At 61.3% G+C, this 15676-nt stretch carries 14 protein-coding genes; 13 read left to right on the top strand and 1 reads right to left on the bottom strand.

The annotated features are described in order from the left end of the window. Positions 1–161 precede the first annotated feature (161 nt). The gene (gene gltS, locus A4C63_RS02710; protein WP_063911393.1) at positions 162–1358 is read left to right on the top strand and encodes a sodium/glutamate symporter; all 1197 of its coding nucleotides are present in this window, start codon (positions 162–164) and stop codon (positions 1356–1358) included. 16 nt (positions 1359–1374) lie between these two features. Here gltS and A4C63_RS02705 read toward each other — a convergent pair whose 3' ends face one another. Next, positions 1375–2277 carry a LysR family transcriptional regulator gene (locus tag A4C63_RS02705; RefSeq protein ID WP_063911392.1) on the bottom strand — a complete coding sequence of 301 codons (903 nt, stop codon included), beginning with the start codon at positions 2275–2277 and terminating at the stop codon, positions 1375–1377. 118 nt (positions 2278–2395) lie between these two features. Between A4C63_RS02705 and A4C63_RS02700 the strand changes: the two genes are divergently transcribed. From A4C63_RS02700 to A4C63_RS02650, 12 genes are all read left to right on the top strand, one after another. Continuing rightward, complete coding sequence (locus A4C63_RS02700) at positions 2396–2818, top strand: ester cyclase (protein WP_063911391.1); 423 nt, start codon at positions 2396–2398, stop codon at positions 2816–2818. A gap of 3 nt (positions 2819–2821) precedes the next feature. Beyond that, on the top strand, positions 2822–3865 hold the full coding sequence (locus A4C63_RS02695) for an SDR family oxidoreductase (protein ID WP_063911390.1): 1044 nt from the start codon (positions 2822–2824) through the stop codon (positions 3863–3865). Positions 3866–3872: 7 nt separating this feature from the next. Further along, the gene (locus A4C63_RS02690; RefSeq protein WP_063911389.1) at positions 3873–4445 is read left to right on the top strand and encodes a histidine phosphatase family protein; all 573 of its coding nucleotides are present in this window, start codon (positions 3873–3875) and stop codon (positions 4443–4445) included. Positions 4446–4637: 192 nt separating this feature from the next. Then, complete coding sequence (locus A4C63_RS02685) at positions 4638–5042, top strand: DUF2946 family protein (protein WP_063911388.1); 405 nt, start codon at positions 4638–4640, stop codon at positions 5040–5042. Positions 5043–5121: 79 nt separating this feature from the next. Further along, entirely contained in the window at positions 5122–7182 is a 2061-nt protein-coding gene (locus tag A4C63_RS02680) for a TonB-dependent receptor (RefSeq protein WP_063911387.1), read from the top strand. Between the two features lie 481 nt (positions 7183–7663). After that, positions 7664–8059, top strand: a complete 396-nt coding sequence (locus A4C63_RS26980; protein ID WP_082888236.1) for a GFA family protein — start codon at positions 7664–7666, stop codon at positions 8057–8059. Positions 8060–8504: 445 nt separating this feature from the next. Further along, positions 8505–8888, top strand: a complete 384-nt coding sequence (gene gcvH, locus A4C63_RS02675; RefSeq protein ID WP_063911386.1) for a glycine cleavage system protein GcvH — start codon at positions 8505–8507, stop codon at positions 8886–8888. An 11-nt stretch (positions 8889–8899) separates the two neighbouring features. Beyond that, positions 8900–11755, top strand: a complete 2856-nt coding sequence (gene gcvP, locus A4C63_RS02670; protein WP_063911385.1) for an aminomethyl-transferring glycine dehydrogenase — start codon at positions 8900–8902, stop codon at positions 11753–11755. A 153-nt stretch (positions 11756–11908) separates the two neighbouring features. Then, complete coding sequence (locus A4C63_RS02665) at positions 11909–13285, top strand: L-serine ammonia-lyase (protein WP_063911384.1); 1377 nt, start codon at positions 11909–11911, stop codon at positions 13283–13285. Positions 13286–13312: 27 nt separating this feature from the next. Next, the gene (gene gcvT, locus A4C63_RS02660; protein WP_063911383.1) at positions 13313–14434 is read left to right on the top strand and encodes a glycine cleavage system aminomethyltransferase GcvT; all 1122 of its coding nucleotides are present in this window, start codon (positions 13313–13315) and stop codon (positions 14432–14434) included. Positions 14435–14789: 355 nt separating this feature from the next. After that, a complete protein-coding gene (locus A4C63_RS02655) occupies positions 14790–15002 on the top strand; it encodes a cold-shock protein (RefSeq protein WP_003257941.1) in 213 nt (70 codons plus the stop codon). Between the two features lie 91 nt (positions 15003–15093). Beyond that, the gene (locus A4C63_RS02650; RefSeq protein ID WP_063911382.1) at positions 15094–15582 is read left to right on the top strand and encodes an RDD family protein; all 489 of its coding nucleotides are present in this window, start codon (positions 15094–15096) and stop codon (positions 15580–15582) included. The last annotated feature ends 94 nt before the right edge of the window (positions 15583–15676 follow it).

The following is a 15676-nucleotide window of genomic DNA, read 5'->3' as shown; positions in this document are numbered from 1 at the left end:
ATTGTAATAATCCGGTTGTTATTCAGGCTTTTCCTACACCAGTGAAAGATACTCTCCCACGGATGCCTCGTAGAATGGTGACAGTGTAATCCTACCTGTCACCCCACTTGTCCGCCGCAGAGCGGGATGTGGTTCGCTATTGGATATAACGAGAGCACCTGATGTTTGAACTCGATTTTTACGGGACGCTTGTAGCCGCCTCTTTAGTACTGTTATTGGGGCGCGGCCTTGTCGCACGCATTGGTTTCTTGCGCACTTACAACATTCCGGAACCTGTCGCAGGCGGCCTGGTAGTGGCCTTGACACTCTTGACGTTGCGCAGTTTCGATGTCCACGTGCAATTCGATACCTCACTGCAAGCCCCCCTGATGCTGGCATTCTTCGCGACCATCGGTTTGAGTGCAGACTTCGCCAGCCTGAAAAAAGGTGGCCGCGTGGTTACCGTGTTCCTGTTGGTGGTAACCGGCTTGCTGCTGGTTCAGAACGCCATGGGCATCGGCCTGGCAACAGCACTGGGGCTCGACCCGCTGATGGGCCTGCTGGCCGGGTCTATCACCTTGTCGGGTGGCCACGGCACAGGTGCTGCGTGGGGGGCGACTTTCTCGGAGAAGTTTGGCCTGGCCTCGGCCGCCGAACTGGCAATGGCATCCGCTACCTTCGGCCTGGTGCTGGGTGGCCTGATTGGCGGCCCGGTCGCCCGGCTTCTGATCAAGCGGGTAAGAACACCGGGCATCGAAGAAGCTGCACCACAACTGCCCAAGGGTTTCGAACAACCGGACAAAGAGCGCCTGATTACATCGTTTTCATTTATCGAAACACTGGCGCTGATCGCTGTCAGTTTGCTCGCGGGTTCATTACTTGACGGTTTGTTGAAAGGCACTGCGTTTGAACTGCCAACATTCGTTTGCGTGCTGTTCGTGGGTGTGCTGTTGCGAAACGGCCTTTCGGCATTCGGCGTTTATCATGTCTTCGAGCGGGAGGTCTCGGTATTGGGCAATGTGAGTTTGTCGTTATTCCTGGCCATTGCCTTGATGTCGCTCAAGTTGTGGGACCTGGCGGCGTTGGCATTACCGTTCTTTGTATTGCTCGCCGCACAGACATTGGTCATGGCACTGTTTGCGATATTCGTCACGTTCCGGGTCATGGGCCGTAACTATGATGCCGCAGTACTGGCTGCCGGGCACTGTGGTTTCGGCCTGGGCGCAACGCCGACGGCAATCGCCAACATGCAAGCGGTGACCCAGCGCTACGGAGCCTCGCACATTGCCTTCCTGGTGGTGCCGATGGTGGGAGCGTTCTTCATCGACATCATCAATGTCATCGTCATCAAGCTGTATCTGGCCTTGCCGTTCTTTTGAGTCAGGCGCGGAGCACTCAGCCGGTAAGCTGCTCCGCCAGGTGCTGCCCAGGATCCGTTGACAGGGCCTGGTGCAGCATGTTCTCCAGGATCGAGAAAAAGCACTTTATGTGAGGCTGCTTCAACGCCTGTGGCCGGGTCACCATGTAGACGTCCATATCTGGAAGGGGAAGGTCGACGAACAACTCGATCAAGTCCTTGGCCAGAATCCGGGGAAGTACCGCCACCCCCATGCCTCGTCTCACCGATTCGAACTGTGCGCTGAACGAGTTCACGCGGATCGGCGCACGTTCCAGCCCCCCTGCCTTAGCCGCACGTACTTGCGGCAACACGTCCAGCGGCGGAAGCAGGCCGATATTGACCGCCGTCGCAGGGGTAACCCCCGGAAACCGCTGCAGGTAACCAGCAGCGGCAAACACACCATAGCCAAGCCGGCCTATCGGCCGATAAATCAGTGAGGGCTCCCCCAGGTTGGCTGTGCGCACGGCAACGTCCGCCACACCCCGGACGATCTTGTGGAAGTCGGCAGTCACGGTCAACTCCACCGAGCAACCCGGGTGTAGGCCGGTGAAGCGATCGGCTGCCTCCAGTACGCAAGTCGAGAAGCCTTCCCCTGCGCTCACCTGAACAGTGCCCGAGAGCTCGCAAGGCAGCTCGGCTTCGCCTGCACGCGTCTGGCGCCGCAGGCCAGCTTCTGCGGCCAGGGCCACTTCGACCAGCGATTGGCCGCGCGAGGTCAGCCTGCATCCCTCTACGCCTCGCTCGACCAGTGGCTCACCCAACGCGGCCTCAAGCTGGGTCAGGCGACGCGAAACGGTCGAGGGTGCAATACCCAGCAACTCGCCAGCGCGAAGAAAGCTGCCCCGTCGCCATACGGCCAATAGCAGCCGAAGATCATCCCAGTTTTCCTGCAATGCCATACGTGCTGGCCTCTCCCTGGTTTGCAAATACGCAAAGCCATTATGCGGTAGGCGCTGTTTTTCGACAGCAACCGCCGGAGTATACCTTGGGCCCCTCTGAACGAATGGAATGGATTGCATGATGACTAGCCCCAAGGATTATGCCCAGCGAGCCGCCAACGCCTTTAACCAGCGTGATGTGCAAGGGCTGCTGGCATTGGTCGACGAAGACTTCGTGTACCTGGATGGCATGACGACACAAACCGGGCGCGAAGCCATGCGCGCACGCGAGATGGCGCTGTTCAGCGCATTCCCTGATGCCCTGGTGACCATGACCCCATTCATGGTCTCGGACGATCGGCTGGCAATGACCGCCATCCTGACCGGCACCTTCGCTGCCCCGCTGCTGCTGCCAGCAGGCGTGATCGTTCCGGCCCATGGGCGTCGAGTGTGCGTGCACTATGCGGCCCACTTCACCTTCAGGAACGGCCTGGCCATTCGCGAAGCGGTATTTTTCGACAGCGCCATGTTGCGGCCATCTGCCGAACAGCACGAGGGTTGAGCCATGCGCAATGTATTCGTCACCGGAGCAACCGGCCTGCTGGGCAACAACCTGGTCCGCGAACTGGTCGCTCGTGGCTACAAGGTCAAAGGGCTGGTGCGGTCAAGAGAAAAGGGGGAACAGCAGTTCGGTGATATGCCCGAAGTGGAGCTGGTCGAAGGCGACATGGCCGATGTCGACGCTTTCGCGGCATCGCTGCGCGGCTGCGATACGGTGTTCCATACTGCAGCGTTCTTTCGTGACAACTACAAAGGCGGCAGCCATTGGCAAGCACTCGAGCAGATCAATGTGACCGGTACCCGCCGCCTGTTGGAACAGGCCTACCAGGCCGACATCCGGCGGTTCATCCACACCTCGTCCATTGCAGTGCTCGACGGGGCACCCGGCACGTCCATCGATGAGACATGCCTGCGGGCCGAAGCAGATGCAGATGACTACTACCGCAGCAAGATCCTCGCCGACCGCGTCGTGGCTGCGTTTCTCGAAGCCCACTCCGACATGCACGCCTGCATGGTGCTCCCAGGCTGGATGTGGGGCCCTGGCGACATCGGCCCTACGTCGTCCGGGCAACTGGTCAACGATGTCGTGCACGGCAAACTGCCTGGCTTGATCCCGGGCAGTTTCTCGGTGGTCGATGCCCGCGATGTGGCTTTGGCGCACATTGCAGCAGCCACACAAGGACGAAGTGGCGAACGCTACCTGGCCGCCGGTCGGCATATGACCATGGCTGAACTGATACCAATAGTGGGCCGTCTGGCAGGCGTACGAACGCCAGCACGGCATTTACCGCTGCCGTTGTTGTTCTGCCTGGCCGCAGTGCAGGAAATGTATGCGCGGCTCACCGGCAAGCCCATCCTGCTAAGCTTGGCCACACTGCGCCTGCTGGTACGGGAAAAGGATCGTACGCGTTTCAACCACAGCAAAAGCGAACACGCGCTTGGCCTGAGCTTTCGGGCGCTGGAGCTGACAATCGCCGATACCGTGGCGTGGTATCGTGATCACGGCTGGTTTGAACAACAGGGCACGCCCACCAGGACAAGGAAGTAGTTACACCATGACCGCGGAAATAATCTTGATGCGCCACGGCCAGCCAGCACTGGTTACAAGCAACAAAGTGTCAGCGCTGGATATGAAGGACTGGATCGAAGGCTACAACCGCGCCGAAATTACCGACCAGCCCATCCCGGCCGCCAGCCTGCAGCTCGCCACAACGGCGAGGGTGATTGTCTCGAGCACAGCGCCTCGTGCATTGAGCTCGCTGCAGGCGCTCGGTCTTGAGCCCAGCCACGTCGATGCGCTTTTTTGTGAAGCGCAGCTGCCGTATGGCCAATGGAAGTTGCCTCGGCTTTCACCGTTTACCTGGGCATTCATCCTTCGCGTTCTGTGGTTGTGTGGTTACTCGCGCAATGTCGAGACAGTCAGCGGTGCCAGGCTTCGCGCCAGCATGGCAGCACAACGGCTGTTATCACTCGCCAGCGGGGGGCCAGTACTGCTGCTGGGTCACGGGTTCATGAACCGGATGATTGCCAAGGAACTGATGGCAAAGGGCTGGGCTCGCCAACACCAAAACGGCAGCCGCTATTGGAGCGCGGCTGTTTTTGCGAAGGGTAATGAGGGCCAGGACTAAGCGGCCGTTATAGCTACAAGTTCCAGGTACGATCCATGACCGGCGACTCTAGCATCCTCCCTGGTTGAAGCACTGCGAGCGGCCAGCAAGCTGAACTGCCCGGCCCCGTCTGCGACAAAAGGGCGCTGCCTGGAACTTTTACAGAGCGCCACCGATGCGGCTTAATGCGCAACTTACTCCATGGGGCGGTCCATGCTGCCAGACCTTCGCACTCACCTCTGGCTGCTCGCCTGTTTCGCAGTGGTGTTCAACCTGCTGGCGATGCCGCTCGACCGTTCCTTGCGCGCCCCGGCTGTAGACCAGTCGCTGATTCTCGGCAGCTTCTGCAGCCTGCATGGCACGCAGAGTCTGCCAAAATCACTACTGGCTCAACTCAAACTCAATCAGCCCGAACTGGCTGAGCATGCCGATAGCAAGCTGCAAGCCGGTGATTGCTGCTGTGGGCACGCCGGTCAGGCACTGCTAGCCGGTGACTATTTCAAGCATCTGTTCCCGCGTTTCTGGCCCGCTGAACTGCTGCTCGGCCATACCCCTACCTTGCGGCTACCTCGTGAGCAGTGGCCCAAACTGAGTCCACGCGCCTCTCCCTTGGCCTGATCTGTCGACTACTCCTCGGTCCCGCGCACGATGCGCGTGATGACCGTGCCCGACTTTTTCTTGCCAGGAAGCTCTGTCCATGCCTGCGTTCCGTAGCACCGCACGCACTGTATTACCCGTTTTTGCCATCACCTGCGTTTCCACCCTGAACCCTCTGTCCCAGGCGGTAGCCGAGACGCTGCCTAGCAAAAACTCCACCTTGACCCTCGGCCCCGTCACCGTCAGCGGTACCAGTACCGGTCCGCTGACCACCAGTACCTTCCTCAGCTCGGTGGACATTCTCGGTGGCGATATCCTTGAGAAAATGCCAGTCACCTACAGCTGGGAACTGTTCAACCGCGCGCCCGGTGTAATGCTTACAGAGTTCAACCAGGGCACCACCTCTGGCAAGTTGTCGTTCCGCGGCTTCAACGGCGAAGGTGAAGTCAATGCAGTGAAGCTGTTGATCGACGGCATTCCCAGCAACAGCAACGACGGCAACATGCCCTTCATCGACTCGGTGTTCCCGATGGACATCGACAGCATCGAGGTGGCGCGCGGCACCAGCGACCCGCGCTACGGCCTGAACAACATCGCCGGTAACGTCAACATCAATACCCGCACCGGCGGCAACTACAACAAGGCACGCGTGCGTTACGGCAGCTTCAACACCCTTGAGGTGCAACTGGCCAAGGGCATCGAGACCAGCAACTGGACGCAGAACTATTTCTTCGGCCGCCAGCAGGTCGACGGCTATCGCGACCATGCCGATACCGAACGCTACAGCTTCGGCGGCAAGTGGTTCTACACCCCCGACGATGGCAGCTACCGCCTCGGCCTGATTGCCCGCCACTATGAGTCCGAAGCCCAGGAAGCCGGCTACCTGACCGAAGACGATGCCCGCCATCACCCACGCATGAGCAACGCCTACAACGCCACGGACAAAGGCACACGGCGAATGAACCAGGTCAGCGTGCACTTCGACACCGAACTGGCCGACACCTTGTCCTGGTCAGCCAAGACCTACGTCAACACCTTCGACGACCTCCGCTGGACCCAGTACTGGCGCACCAGCTCACAGCAGGAGCGCGATAGCTACGAGGACCAGTACGGCGCCATCACCTCCCTGACCTGGCGGCCTCAGATCGACTGGCTGCACACTTTCGCCCTGGAAGGCGGCAGCGACGTGCAGAAGCAGCAGAACCGTAGCCAGCGCTACCGCACGGTAGAACGTGTGCGCCAGGTGCAGACCCGCGATCAGGACTTCGACCTCAACACCGTCGGTGCCTATGTCCTGGCTGAAATCGAACCGGTCGAAACGCTGAAGATTGTCCCTGCGTATCGCATCGACAAGATCAGTGGTGATTTCACCAACAAGATGACCGGGCAGGACTACGACATAAACGACTATGGGTTGATCAAGCAGCCCAAACTCAGCATTGTCTACTCACCGTGGCAGTTCGCCAGTATCTATGCGAACTGGGGCCGCACCTTCCAGGTCGGTACCGGCGCTGCAGCCTACAAGGTGCCGCCGCGCAACGAAGACCTCGACCCTTCGATCAACGAAGGCTGGGAAACCGGTGTGAAATTTACCCATGCCAGTTGGATCGATGGCCGCGTGGCCTACTGGCGCCAGGACGCCACCGGCGAGGTCAGCCGTCGCCTGAACGACCCGAGCGGCGAATCCGATAACGTCGGTGAGACACGCCGCTGGGGCTATGACCTGCAGGTCAACCTGCACCCTGACGAACGCACCGAGGTCTGGATGTCCTACTCCTGGCAGTACTCGAAAATTCTTGAACCCAGCAGCGCGCTCCCGGACAGCAAAGGCAAGGAAATCGACCACGTGCCGCACCACCTGTGGAACACCGGTATCAGCTACCAGGCCACCCCGGCACTGCAACTTACAGCTTGGGCTAACGGGCAGACCAACTACTACCTTGAGCGGGAGAACACTCAGGGAACTTATGGCGGCTACGTATTGATGAACCTAGGCGCGACCTGCAGGCTCAGCGACTTGATGAGCGTGGACCTGCAACTGAAGAACCTCACCAATCGCTACTATGAGTATGTCTGGTACGACCCGGATGGAGCGGACGCGTCCCTGCATTCGCCTGGTGATGGTCGCGCAATTTATGCCGGTATGACGCTCGATTTTTAAAGGGTGCCTGCTCTCGGGTTTAGCGAAAACACGCTGTGGCTGGATCGCTCGGGGGCAGCATTCGGAATGCTTTATCGCTCCCCTGCCGATTTATGCAACGGCGTGAAGTGAGTTGATAAATCCGCATCGCTTACCTCTGTGCCCCCCTGTAACTGGGTCGCCGAGCCTTGTCGCACCCAGGGGAAATTGGCGAGATTCCGGATGCACAGCGGAACAAGCTGATTGATTGTGCTGCCGGCAAGATTTTCAGCGCTCGATATGAAGCGCTGGATCAAGCAATCCGACCTTTCCGAAATGAAAAACCTGCCCGCACCGAAGGATAGCGTCGTCAAGCAGCGCGCGCCTCGGACACCGACTTCCATTGAAGCGCTAGGCTTGCCGCCCATTTTGGTGGGAGTGGCGTCACCGCGCGCTTGATGGTAAGGTTCGCTCAGGACACTGTAATTTTGTACAGTGTACATTTATCCAGAGGACGGAATATATGCTTAAAGGTAGTTGCTGCTGTGGAGCGGTAAAGTTCATGGTATCCAGCCCGCCGACAATGATGGGTACATGCCACTGCTCCCGCTGCAGAAAAGCAGGAGCCAGTACATTTGTTTTTGTTCAGCGCTCATCGTTCGAAATGCTGTCCGGCCTGGATTCGATAACTACTTACAAGCCCGAAGCACCTTACAAGTACAACCGATGCTTTTGCTCGATATGCGGAACTGCATTAGGTGAAGTGACAGCAACCGCCGATTCCTTTCCAGTGGCTGCTAACTGTTTCGACGACGCATTGCACCTTTCAAACCTGTTCCACGAATTTGTCAAGGAAAAACCGAATTGGTACGAAATTTGCGATAACGCCAAACAATTCGCTGCACACCCTTACAATTAAATCGACCACGTCGAACTACAACTCTGACAGAGTACAAGACGAAGCTGACCGCGATAGAGAATAGCCACTTCATGATCTGACGCGCAGGCAGACACAACTGCCCAAGTCGGTCCTTGCCCGCCAACCGATGCGCGACAGATTTTATTGCTGCCCCACCTTCACATCAGCCAGACCTCACCACCTGTACTGATTTCAGTACATCGTATCGAATTCGCTACAACCTTGCCTGGATACGGCTCTCCAAGGTTTTGAACCCCAAACCCTTTTCCTCCGTCCACTGTGTGTAGCGTTTTCATTCCAAAGAAAATGAGAAAGCGTCTTGAGAACTTTGTAAATCATTGATTTAAATGATTTTTTATACATTGGCCGCATTTTTGCTAAGGGAATCCCAACCCCAAGAGCGCGGAGCCACCGCGCCTAACGCCCTGCTTCCCGAGGATTCCCCATGAGCGAGTTGCGTTTCACTGAAGATCACGAATGGCTGCGCGTCGAAGCCGATGGCAGCGTCACCGTGGGCATCACCGCCTACGCCCAGAATGCCCTTGGCGATGTGGTTTTCGTGCAACTGCCAGAGTTGCAGCAGTATGAGAAAGGCAGCGAAGCGTCCACCGTCGAGTCGGTCAAGGCCGCCAGCGGTGTGTACATGCCCCTGACCGGCGAAGTGGTGCAGATCAACGGCCAGCTCGAAGACAGCCCAGAACTGGTCAACGAAGACCCGATGGGCGAAGGCTGGTTCTTCCGCTTCATTCCCGCCGATGCCAGCGCCGTGGCCGCCCTGCTCGACCAGGATGCCTACGACCGCCTGATCAAAGCCAACGACGACGCCTGAGGAACCCCGCCATGACCATCAACCTCGGCACCGCCAACGAATTCATCGCCCGCCACATCGGCCCGCGCGCCGCCGACGAGCAGGCCATGCTGGCCGCCCTCGGCTTCGACTCGCTGGAAGCCATGACCGCCGCGGTCATCCCCGACAGCATCAAGGGCACCAGCGTACTCGGTTCGCACGACGGCCAGAGCGAAGCCGACGCGCTCGCCGCGCTCAAGGCCATCGCCGGCAAGAACCAGCTGTTCAAGAGCTACATCGGCCAGGGCTACTACAACACCCACACCCCGGCGCCGATCCTGCGCAACCTGCTGGAAAACCCGGCCTGGTACACCGCCTATACCCCGTACCAGCCAGAAATTTCCCAGGGTCGCCTGGAAGCGCTGCTGAACTTCCAGACCCTGATCAGCGACCTGACCGGCCTGCCGATCGCCAACGCCTCGCTGCTCGACGAAGCCACCGCTGCGGCCGAGGCCATGACCTTCTGCAAGCGCCTGTCGAAGAACAAGGCCAGCCACGCCTTCTTCGCCTCCGTGCACTGCCACCCGCAAACCCTCGACGTGCTGCGCACCCGTGCCGAGCCGCTGGGCATCGAGATCGTGGTCGGCGACGAGCGCGAACTGGGTGATGTCAGCGCCTTCTTCGGCGCCCTGCTGCAGTACCCGGCCAGCAACGGTGAAGTGTTCGACTACCGCGAAGTGGTCGAGCGCTTCCACGCCGCCAACGCCCTGGTCGCCGTTGCCGCCGACCTGCTGGCCCTGACCCTGCTGACCCCGCCGGGCGAGTTCGGCGCCGACGTGGCCATCGGCAGCGCCCAGCGCTTCGGCGTACCACTGGGCTTCGGAGGCCCGCACGCCGCCTACTTCGCCACCCGTGACGCGTTCAAGCGCGACATGCCGGGCCGCCTGGTCGGCGTGTCGATCGACCGCTTCGGCAAGACCGCCCTGCGCCTGGCCATGCAGACCCGCGAGCAGCACATCCGCCGCGAAAAGGCCACCAGCAACATCTGCACCGCCCAGGTGCTGCTGGCCAACATCGCCAGCATGTTCGCCGTGTACCACGGCCCGGCCGGCCTCAAGCGCATCGCCGAACGTACCCATGCCCTGACCGCGATCCTGGCCGCCGGCCTGAAGACGCTGGGTGTGCAGGTAGTGGGCGCCAGCGCCTTCGACACCCTGACCCTGGCCACCGGCAGTGCCACTGCCAGCCTGCATGACAAGGCGCGCGCCCAGGGCATCAACCTGCGCCAGATCGACGCCGCCCACGTGGGGCTGTCGCTGGACGAAACCAGCAGCCAGGCCGATGTCGAGGCCCTGTGGCAACTGATCGGTGGCGACCAGGCCCAGCCGGACTTCAACGCCCTGGCCGCCAGCACCGGCTCGCTGCTGCCTGCTGCCCTGCTGCGCCAGTCGGCCATCCTCGCGCACCCGGTGTTCAACCGCTACCACAGCGAAACCGAGCTGATGCGCTACCTGCGCCGTCTGGCCGACAAGGACCTGGCGCTGGACCGCAGCATGATCCCGCTGGGCTCGTGCACCATGAAGCTGAACGCCGCCAGTGAAATGATCCCGGTCACCTGGGCCGAGTTCGGCAACCTGCACCCGTTCGCCCCGGCCGAGCAGAGCCAGGGCTACCTGCAGATGACCACCGAGCTGGAAGCCATGCTCTGCGCCGCCACCGGCTACGACGCCGTGTCGCTGCAGCCCAACGCCGGTTCCCAGGGCGAGTACGCAGGCCTGCTGGCCATCCGCGCCTACCACCGCAGCCGTGGCGAAGGCCACCGCGACATCTGCCTGATCCCGTCGTCGGCCCACGGTACCAACCCGGCGACCGCGCACATGGCCGGCATGCGCGTGGTGGTCACCGCCTGTGACGCCCGCGGCAACGTCGATGTCGAGGACCTGCGCGCCAAAGCCATCGAGCACCGCGAGCGCCTGGCCGCGATCATGATCACCTACCCGTCGACCCACGGCGTGTTCGAGGAAGCGATCGGCGAAATCTGCGCGATCATCCACGACAACGGTGGCCAGGTGTACATCGACGGCGCCAACATGAACGCCATGGTCGGCCTGTGCGCCCCGGGCAAGTTCGGCGGCGACGTTTCCCACCTGAACCTGCACAAGACCTTCTGCATCCCGCACGGCGGTGGCGGCCCGGGCGTCGGCCCGATCGGCGTCAAGTCGCACCTGGCGCCGTTCCTGCCCGGCCACGCACAGCTGGAAAACACCGAGGGCGCGGTTTGCGCCGCGCCGTTCGGCAGCGCCAGCATCCTGCCGATCACCTGGATGTACATCCGCATGATGGGCGGTGCCGGCCTCAAGCGTGCCTCGCAGATGGCGATCCTCAACGCCAACTACATCGCCCGTCGCCTGGAAGAGCACTATCCTGTTCTGTATACCGGCGGCAATGGCCTGGTGGCCCACGAGTGCATCCTCGACCTGCGCCCGCTGAAAGACACCAGCGGCATCAGCGTCGACGACGTGGCCAAGCGCCTGATCGACTTCGGCTTCCACGCCCCGACCATGTCCTTCCCGGTGGCAGGCACGCTGATGATCGAACCGACCGAAAGCGAGTCCAAGGAAGAACTGGACCGCTTCTGCGACGCGATGATCCAGATCCGCGAAGAAATTCGCGCGGTCGAAAACGGTAGCCTGGACAAGGACGACAACCCGCTGAAGAACGCCCCGCACACTGCGGCCGAGCTGGTTGGCGAATGGGCCCATGGCTACAGCCGCGAGCAGGCGGTGTACCCGCTGCCAAGCCTGGTGGAAGGCAAGTACTGGCCGCCGGTCGGCCGGGTCGACAACGTGTTCGGCGACCGCAACCTGGTGTGCGCCTGCCCGTCGATCGAGAGCTATCAGGACGCCTGATAGCCCTCAGGCCCGCTACCTTGCTTGAGGTGTGGACCTCTGTGGGAGCGGGCGTGCCCGCGAATGCGCTGGTGGCTTCACCGACGCATTCGCGGGCATGCCCGCTCCCACAGGGTTCACCGTCCGCCCAACATTCCTGGCTGGAGGTCTCCCATGTCACTGAGCGTCTTCGACCTGTTCAAGATTGGCATCGGCCCCTCCAGCTCCCACACGGTCGGCCCGATGCGCGCCGCCGCGCGTTTCGCCGAAGGACTGCGCCGTGATGACCTGCTTGCCCGCACCGTCAGCGTCAAGGCCGAGCTGTATGGCTCGCTCGGCGCCACCGGCAAGGGCCACGGCAGCGACAAGGCCGTGCTGCTGGGCCTTGAAGGCGAACACCCCGATGTCATCGACACCGACACCATCCCTGCCCGCCTGCAGGCCATCCGCGACAGCGGTCGGCTGAACCTGCTCGGCGAGCACAGCATCGCGTTCATCGAAAAGCAGCACCTGGCGATGATCCGCAAGCCGCTGGACTACCACCCCAACGGCATGATCTTCCGCGCCTTCGACGAGGCCGGCCTGCAAATCCGCAGCCGCGAGTACTACTCGGTGGGCGGCGGTTTCGTGGTCGACCAGGACGCCGCCGGCCACGACCGCATCGTCGAGGACAGCACACCGCTGACCTACCCGTTCAAGACCGCCAAGGAACTGCTTGGCCATTGCACCGGGCAAAACCTGTCGGTCAGCCAGGTCATGCTGGCCAACGAGGCGGCCTGGCGCCCCGAGGCGGAAACCCGTGCCGGGCTGCTGCGCATCTGGCAGGTGATGCAGGATTGCGTCGAAGCCGGCTGCCAGCATGAAGGCATCCTGCCGGGCGGGCTCAAGGTCAAGCGCCGGGCGCCGGCGTTGTACCGCCAGCTGAGCCGCCACCCGGAGGCCAGCCTGCGCGATGCCCTGTCAGTGCTCGACTGGGTCAACCTCTACGCCCTGGCGGTGAACGAGGAAAACGCCAATGGCGGGCGTGTGGTCACTGCGCCGACCAACGGCGCGGCGGGCATCGTCCCGGCAGTGCTGCACTACTACATGCGCTTTGTACCGGGAGCCAGCGAGGACGGGGTGGTGCGGTTTCTGCTCACCGCCGCGGCCATCGGCATCCTGTACAAGGAAAACGCCTCCATCTCCGGCGCCGAAGTGGGCTGTCAGGGCGAGGTCGGCGTGGCCTGCTCGATGGCCGCCGGGGCGCTGTGCGAAGTGATGGGCGGCAGCGTGCAACAGGTGGAAAACGCGGCCGAGATCGGCATGGAACACAACCTGGGCCTGACCTGCGACCCGATCGGCGGGCTGGTCCAGGTGCCTTGCATCGAGCGCAACGCCATGGGCTCGGTAAAGGCAATCAACGCGGTGCGCATGGCCTTGCGCGGCGACGGGCAGCACTACGTGTCGCTCGACAAAGTCATCCGCACCATGCGCCAGACCGGCGCCGACATGAAAAGCAAATACAAAGAGACCGCCCGTGGCGGCCTGGCCGTCAACATCATCGAATGTTGACCCGACAACAACAGCAAGGAGTCACCGATGTCCGAAACACTGCTCAAGACCCCGCTGCACGCCCTGCACCTGGAACTGGGTGCGCGCATGGTGCCGTTCGCCGGCTATGACATGCCAGTGCAGTACCCGCTGGGCGTGCTCAAGGAACACCTGCACACCCGCGAGCAGGCCGGCCTGTTCGATGTCTCGCACATGGGCCAGATCACCCTGCGCGGCAGCGACGCCGCCAAGGCCCTGGAAAGCCTGGTGCCGGTGGATATCATCGACCTGCCAGTGGGCATGCAGCGCTATGCCATGTTCACCAATGAGCAAGGCGGCATCCTCGACGACCTGATGGTCGCCAACCTGGGCGACGACACCCTGTTCCTGGTGGTCAACGCCGCCTGCAAGGACCAGGACCTGGCCCACCTGCAAGCGCACATCGGCAGCCGTTGCGAGGTGCAGTCGCTGTTCGAGCAACGCGCCCTGCTGGCCCTGCAAGGCCCGGCGGCGGTCAAGGTGCTGGAGCGCCTGGCCCCGGAAGTGGCCGGCATGACCTTCATGCAGTTCCGCCCGGTGAAACTGCTGGGTGAAGACTGCTTCGTCAGCCGCTCGGGCTACACCGGCGAAGACGGCTATGAAATTTCGGTACCGGCACAGGCCGCCGAAGCCCTGGCCCGCCGCCTGCTGGCCGAGCCCGAAGTACAGCCGATCGGCCTGGGTGCGCGCGACTCGCTGCGCCTGGAAGCCGGCCTGTGCCTGTATGGCCACGACATGAACACCGAGACCACCCCGGTCGAAGCCAGCCTGCTGTGGGCCATTTCCAAGGCCCGCCGTGCCGACGGCGCGCGTGCCGCCGGCTTCCCGGGTGCCGAGGCCATCTTCGCCCACCAGCGCGATGGCGTGGCGCGCAAACGGGTGGGTCTGTTGCCGCAGGAGCGTACGCCAGTACGTGAAGGCGCGGATATTGTCGATGCAAACGATAAACCTGTAGGCAAAGTGTGCAGCGGCGGCTTTGGCCCGACACTCGGTGCACCTGTAGCAATGGGTTATATCGATAGTGAACATGCCGCACTCGACACCCCACTGTTTGCCGTGGTGCGTGGCAAGAAGGTTGCCTTGAAAGTCAGCAAAATGCCTTTCGTGGCACAACGTTACTACCGGGGCTGAAGCCGCTTTGTGAAGGTTGCGGGCAGGTTCGACATATTCGTTTTCGAACCTGTCCAATAACTTTTGAACATGGCGCCAGGCCAGGCGCCATGCCGTTTCCGACAAACCGGTCGGTTATCGGCAAACGGCTGATTTTCCATACGACCAAGGGCTTGTTTTTCGCTCGGGAGTTGGCGTAGAGTCACTGCACTGTGTTTGCATGGGTCGCAACAGTTCGTGACCTGGGCCAGTAGCCGCAATCTGCTACAACCCGTTTGACGTCTCTTACTTTCCTGCAACCCAGCCCAGTAATCTTTTGCTTGTTTATTGCAAAAGAAACTGTCATCAAAATTCAAGCTTCATAGGAAATAAGACAATGGCTGAGCGTCAGAACGGTACCGTCAAGTGGTTCAATGACGAAAAAGGTTACGGCTTCATCACCCCAGAAAGCGGTCCGGATCTGTTCGTGCACTTCCGCGCTATCGAAGGTAACGGCTTCAAGAGCCTGAAAGAAGGCCAGAAGGTCACCTTCGAAGCAGTCCAGGGCCAGAAAGGCATGCAGGCTGACAAAGTTCAGGTCGCCGGCTAAGCCGAACCCGACTTCGAGAAAAGCCCCTGCCAAGTGCAGGGGCTTTTTTTTGCCCGTAGAATAGCGGCTTCGTCTTCTGGAGCCGTTTTGCATGTCCAAGCCTCTGCTCACACCCCAGGGTGATTTTCCGCCAGTCGGCCTGGGCCGGCGCCTGGCGGCGATGTTCTATGACTTCCTGCTGTGCACGGCGCTGCTGATCGTGACCGCCGGTGCCTACAAGATGATCCAGATGGCGATCATCGGCGAAGCCCGCATGCGTGAGCTGACCGAGGCTGGCGCACTGGACGGCGACCCGCTGCTGTCGACGGTGCTGCTGTTCGCCTTGTTCGGTTTCTTTGCCAAGTTCTGGACCCATGGCGGGCAGACCCTGGGCATGCAAGTGTGGGGCGTGCGGGTGCAGAACGCCGATGGCACGGCTATCAGCCTGTGGCAGGCGCTGTTGCGCTTTGTGGTGTCGATTGCTTCGTGGCTGTGCCTGGGACTGGGGTTTTTCTGGGTGTTGATCGACAAGCGCAAGCGGGGCTGGCATGACATCTATTCGGAAAGCCAGCTGGTGCGGGTGCCGAAGCAGAAGAAATGAGCCGGGGATTTGTGTTGCCTGTTCGGGCCTCTTCGCGGGCTCGCCCGCTCCCACAGGAACCTCACAATCCTCAGGGCCTGTGATGAACCTGTGG

Origin of the sequence: Pseudomonas sp. p21, assembly GCF_001642705.1 — a bacterium.
GTDB lineage: Bacteria > Pseudomonadota > Gammaproteobacteria > Pseudomonadales > Pseudomonadaceae > Aquipseudomonas.
Note: the sequence above shows the minus strand (reverse complement) of the source record. Positions and strands in the feature narration are given on the sequence as shown.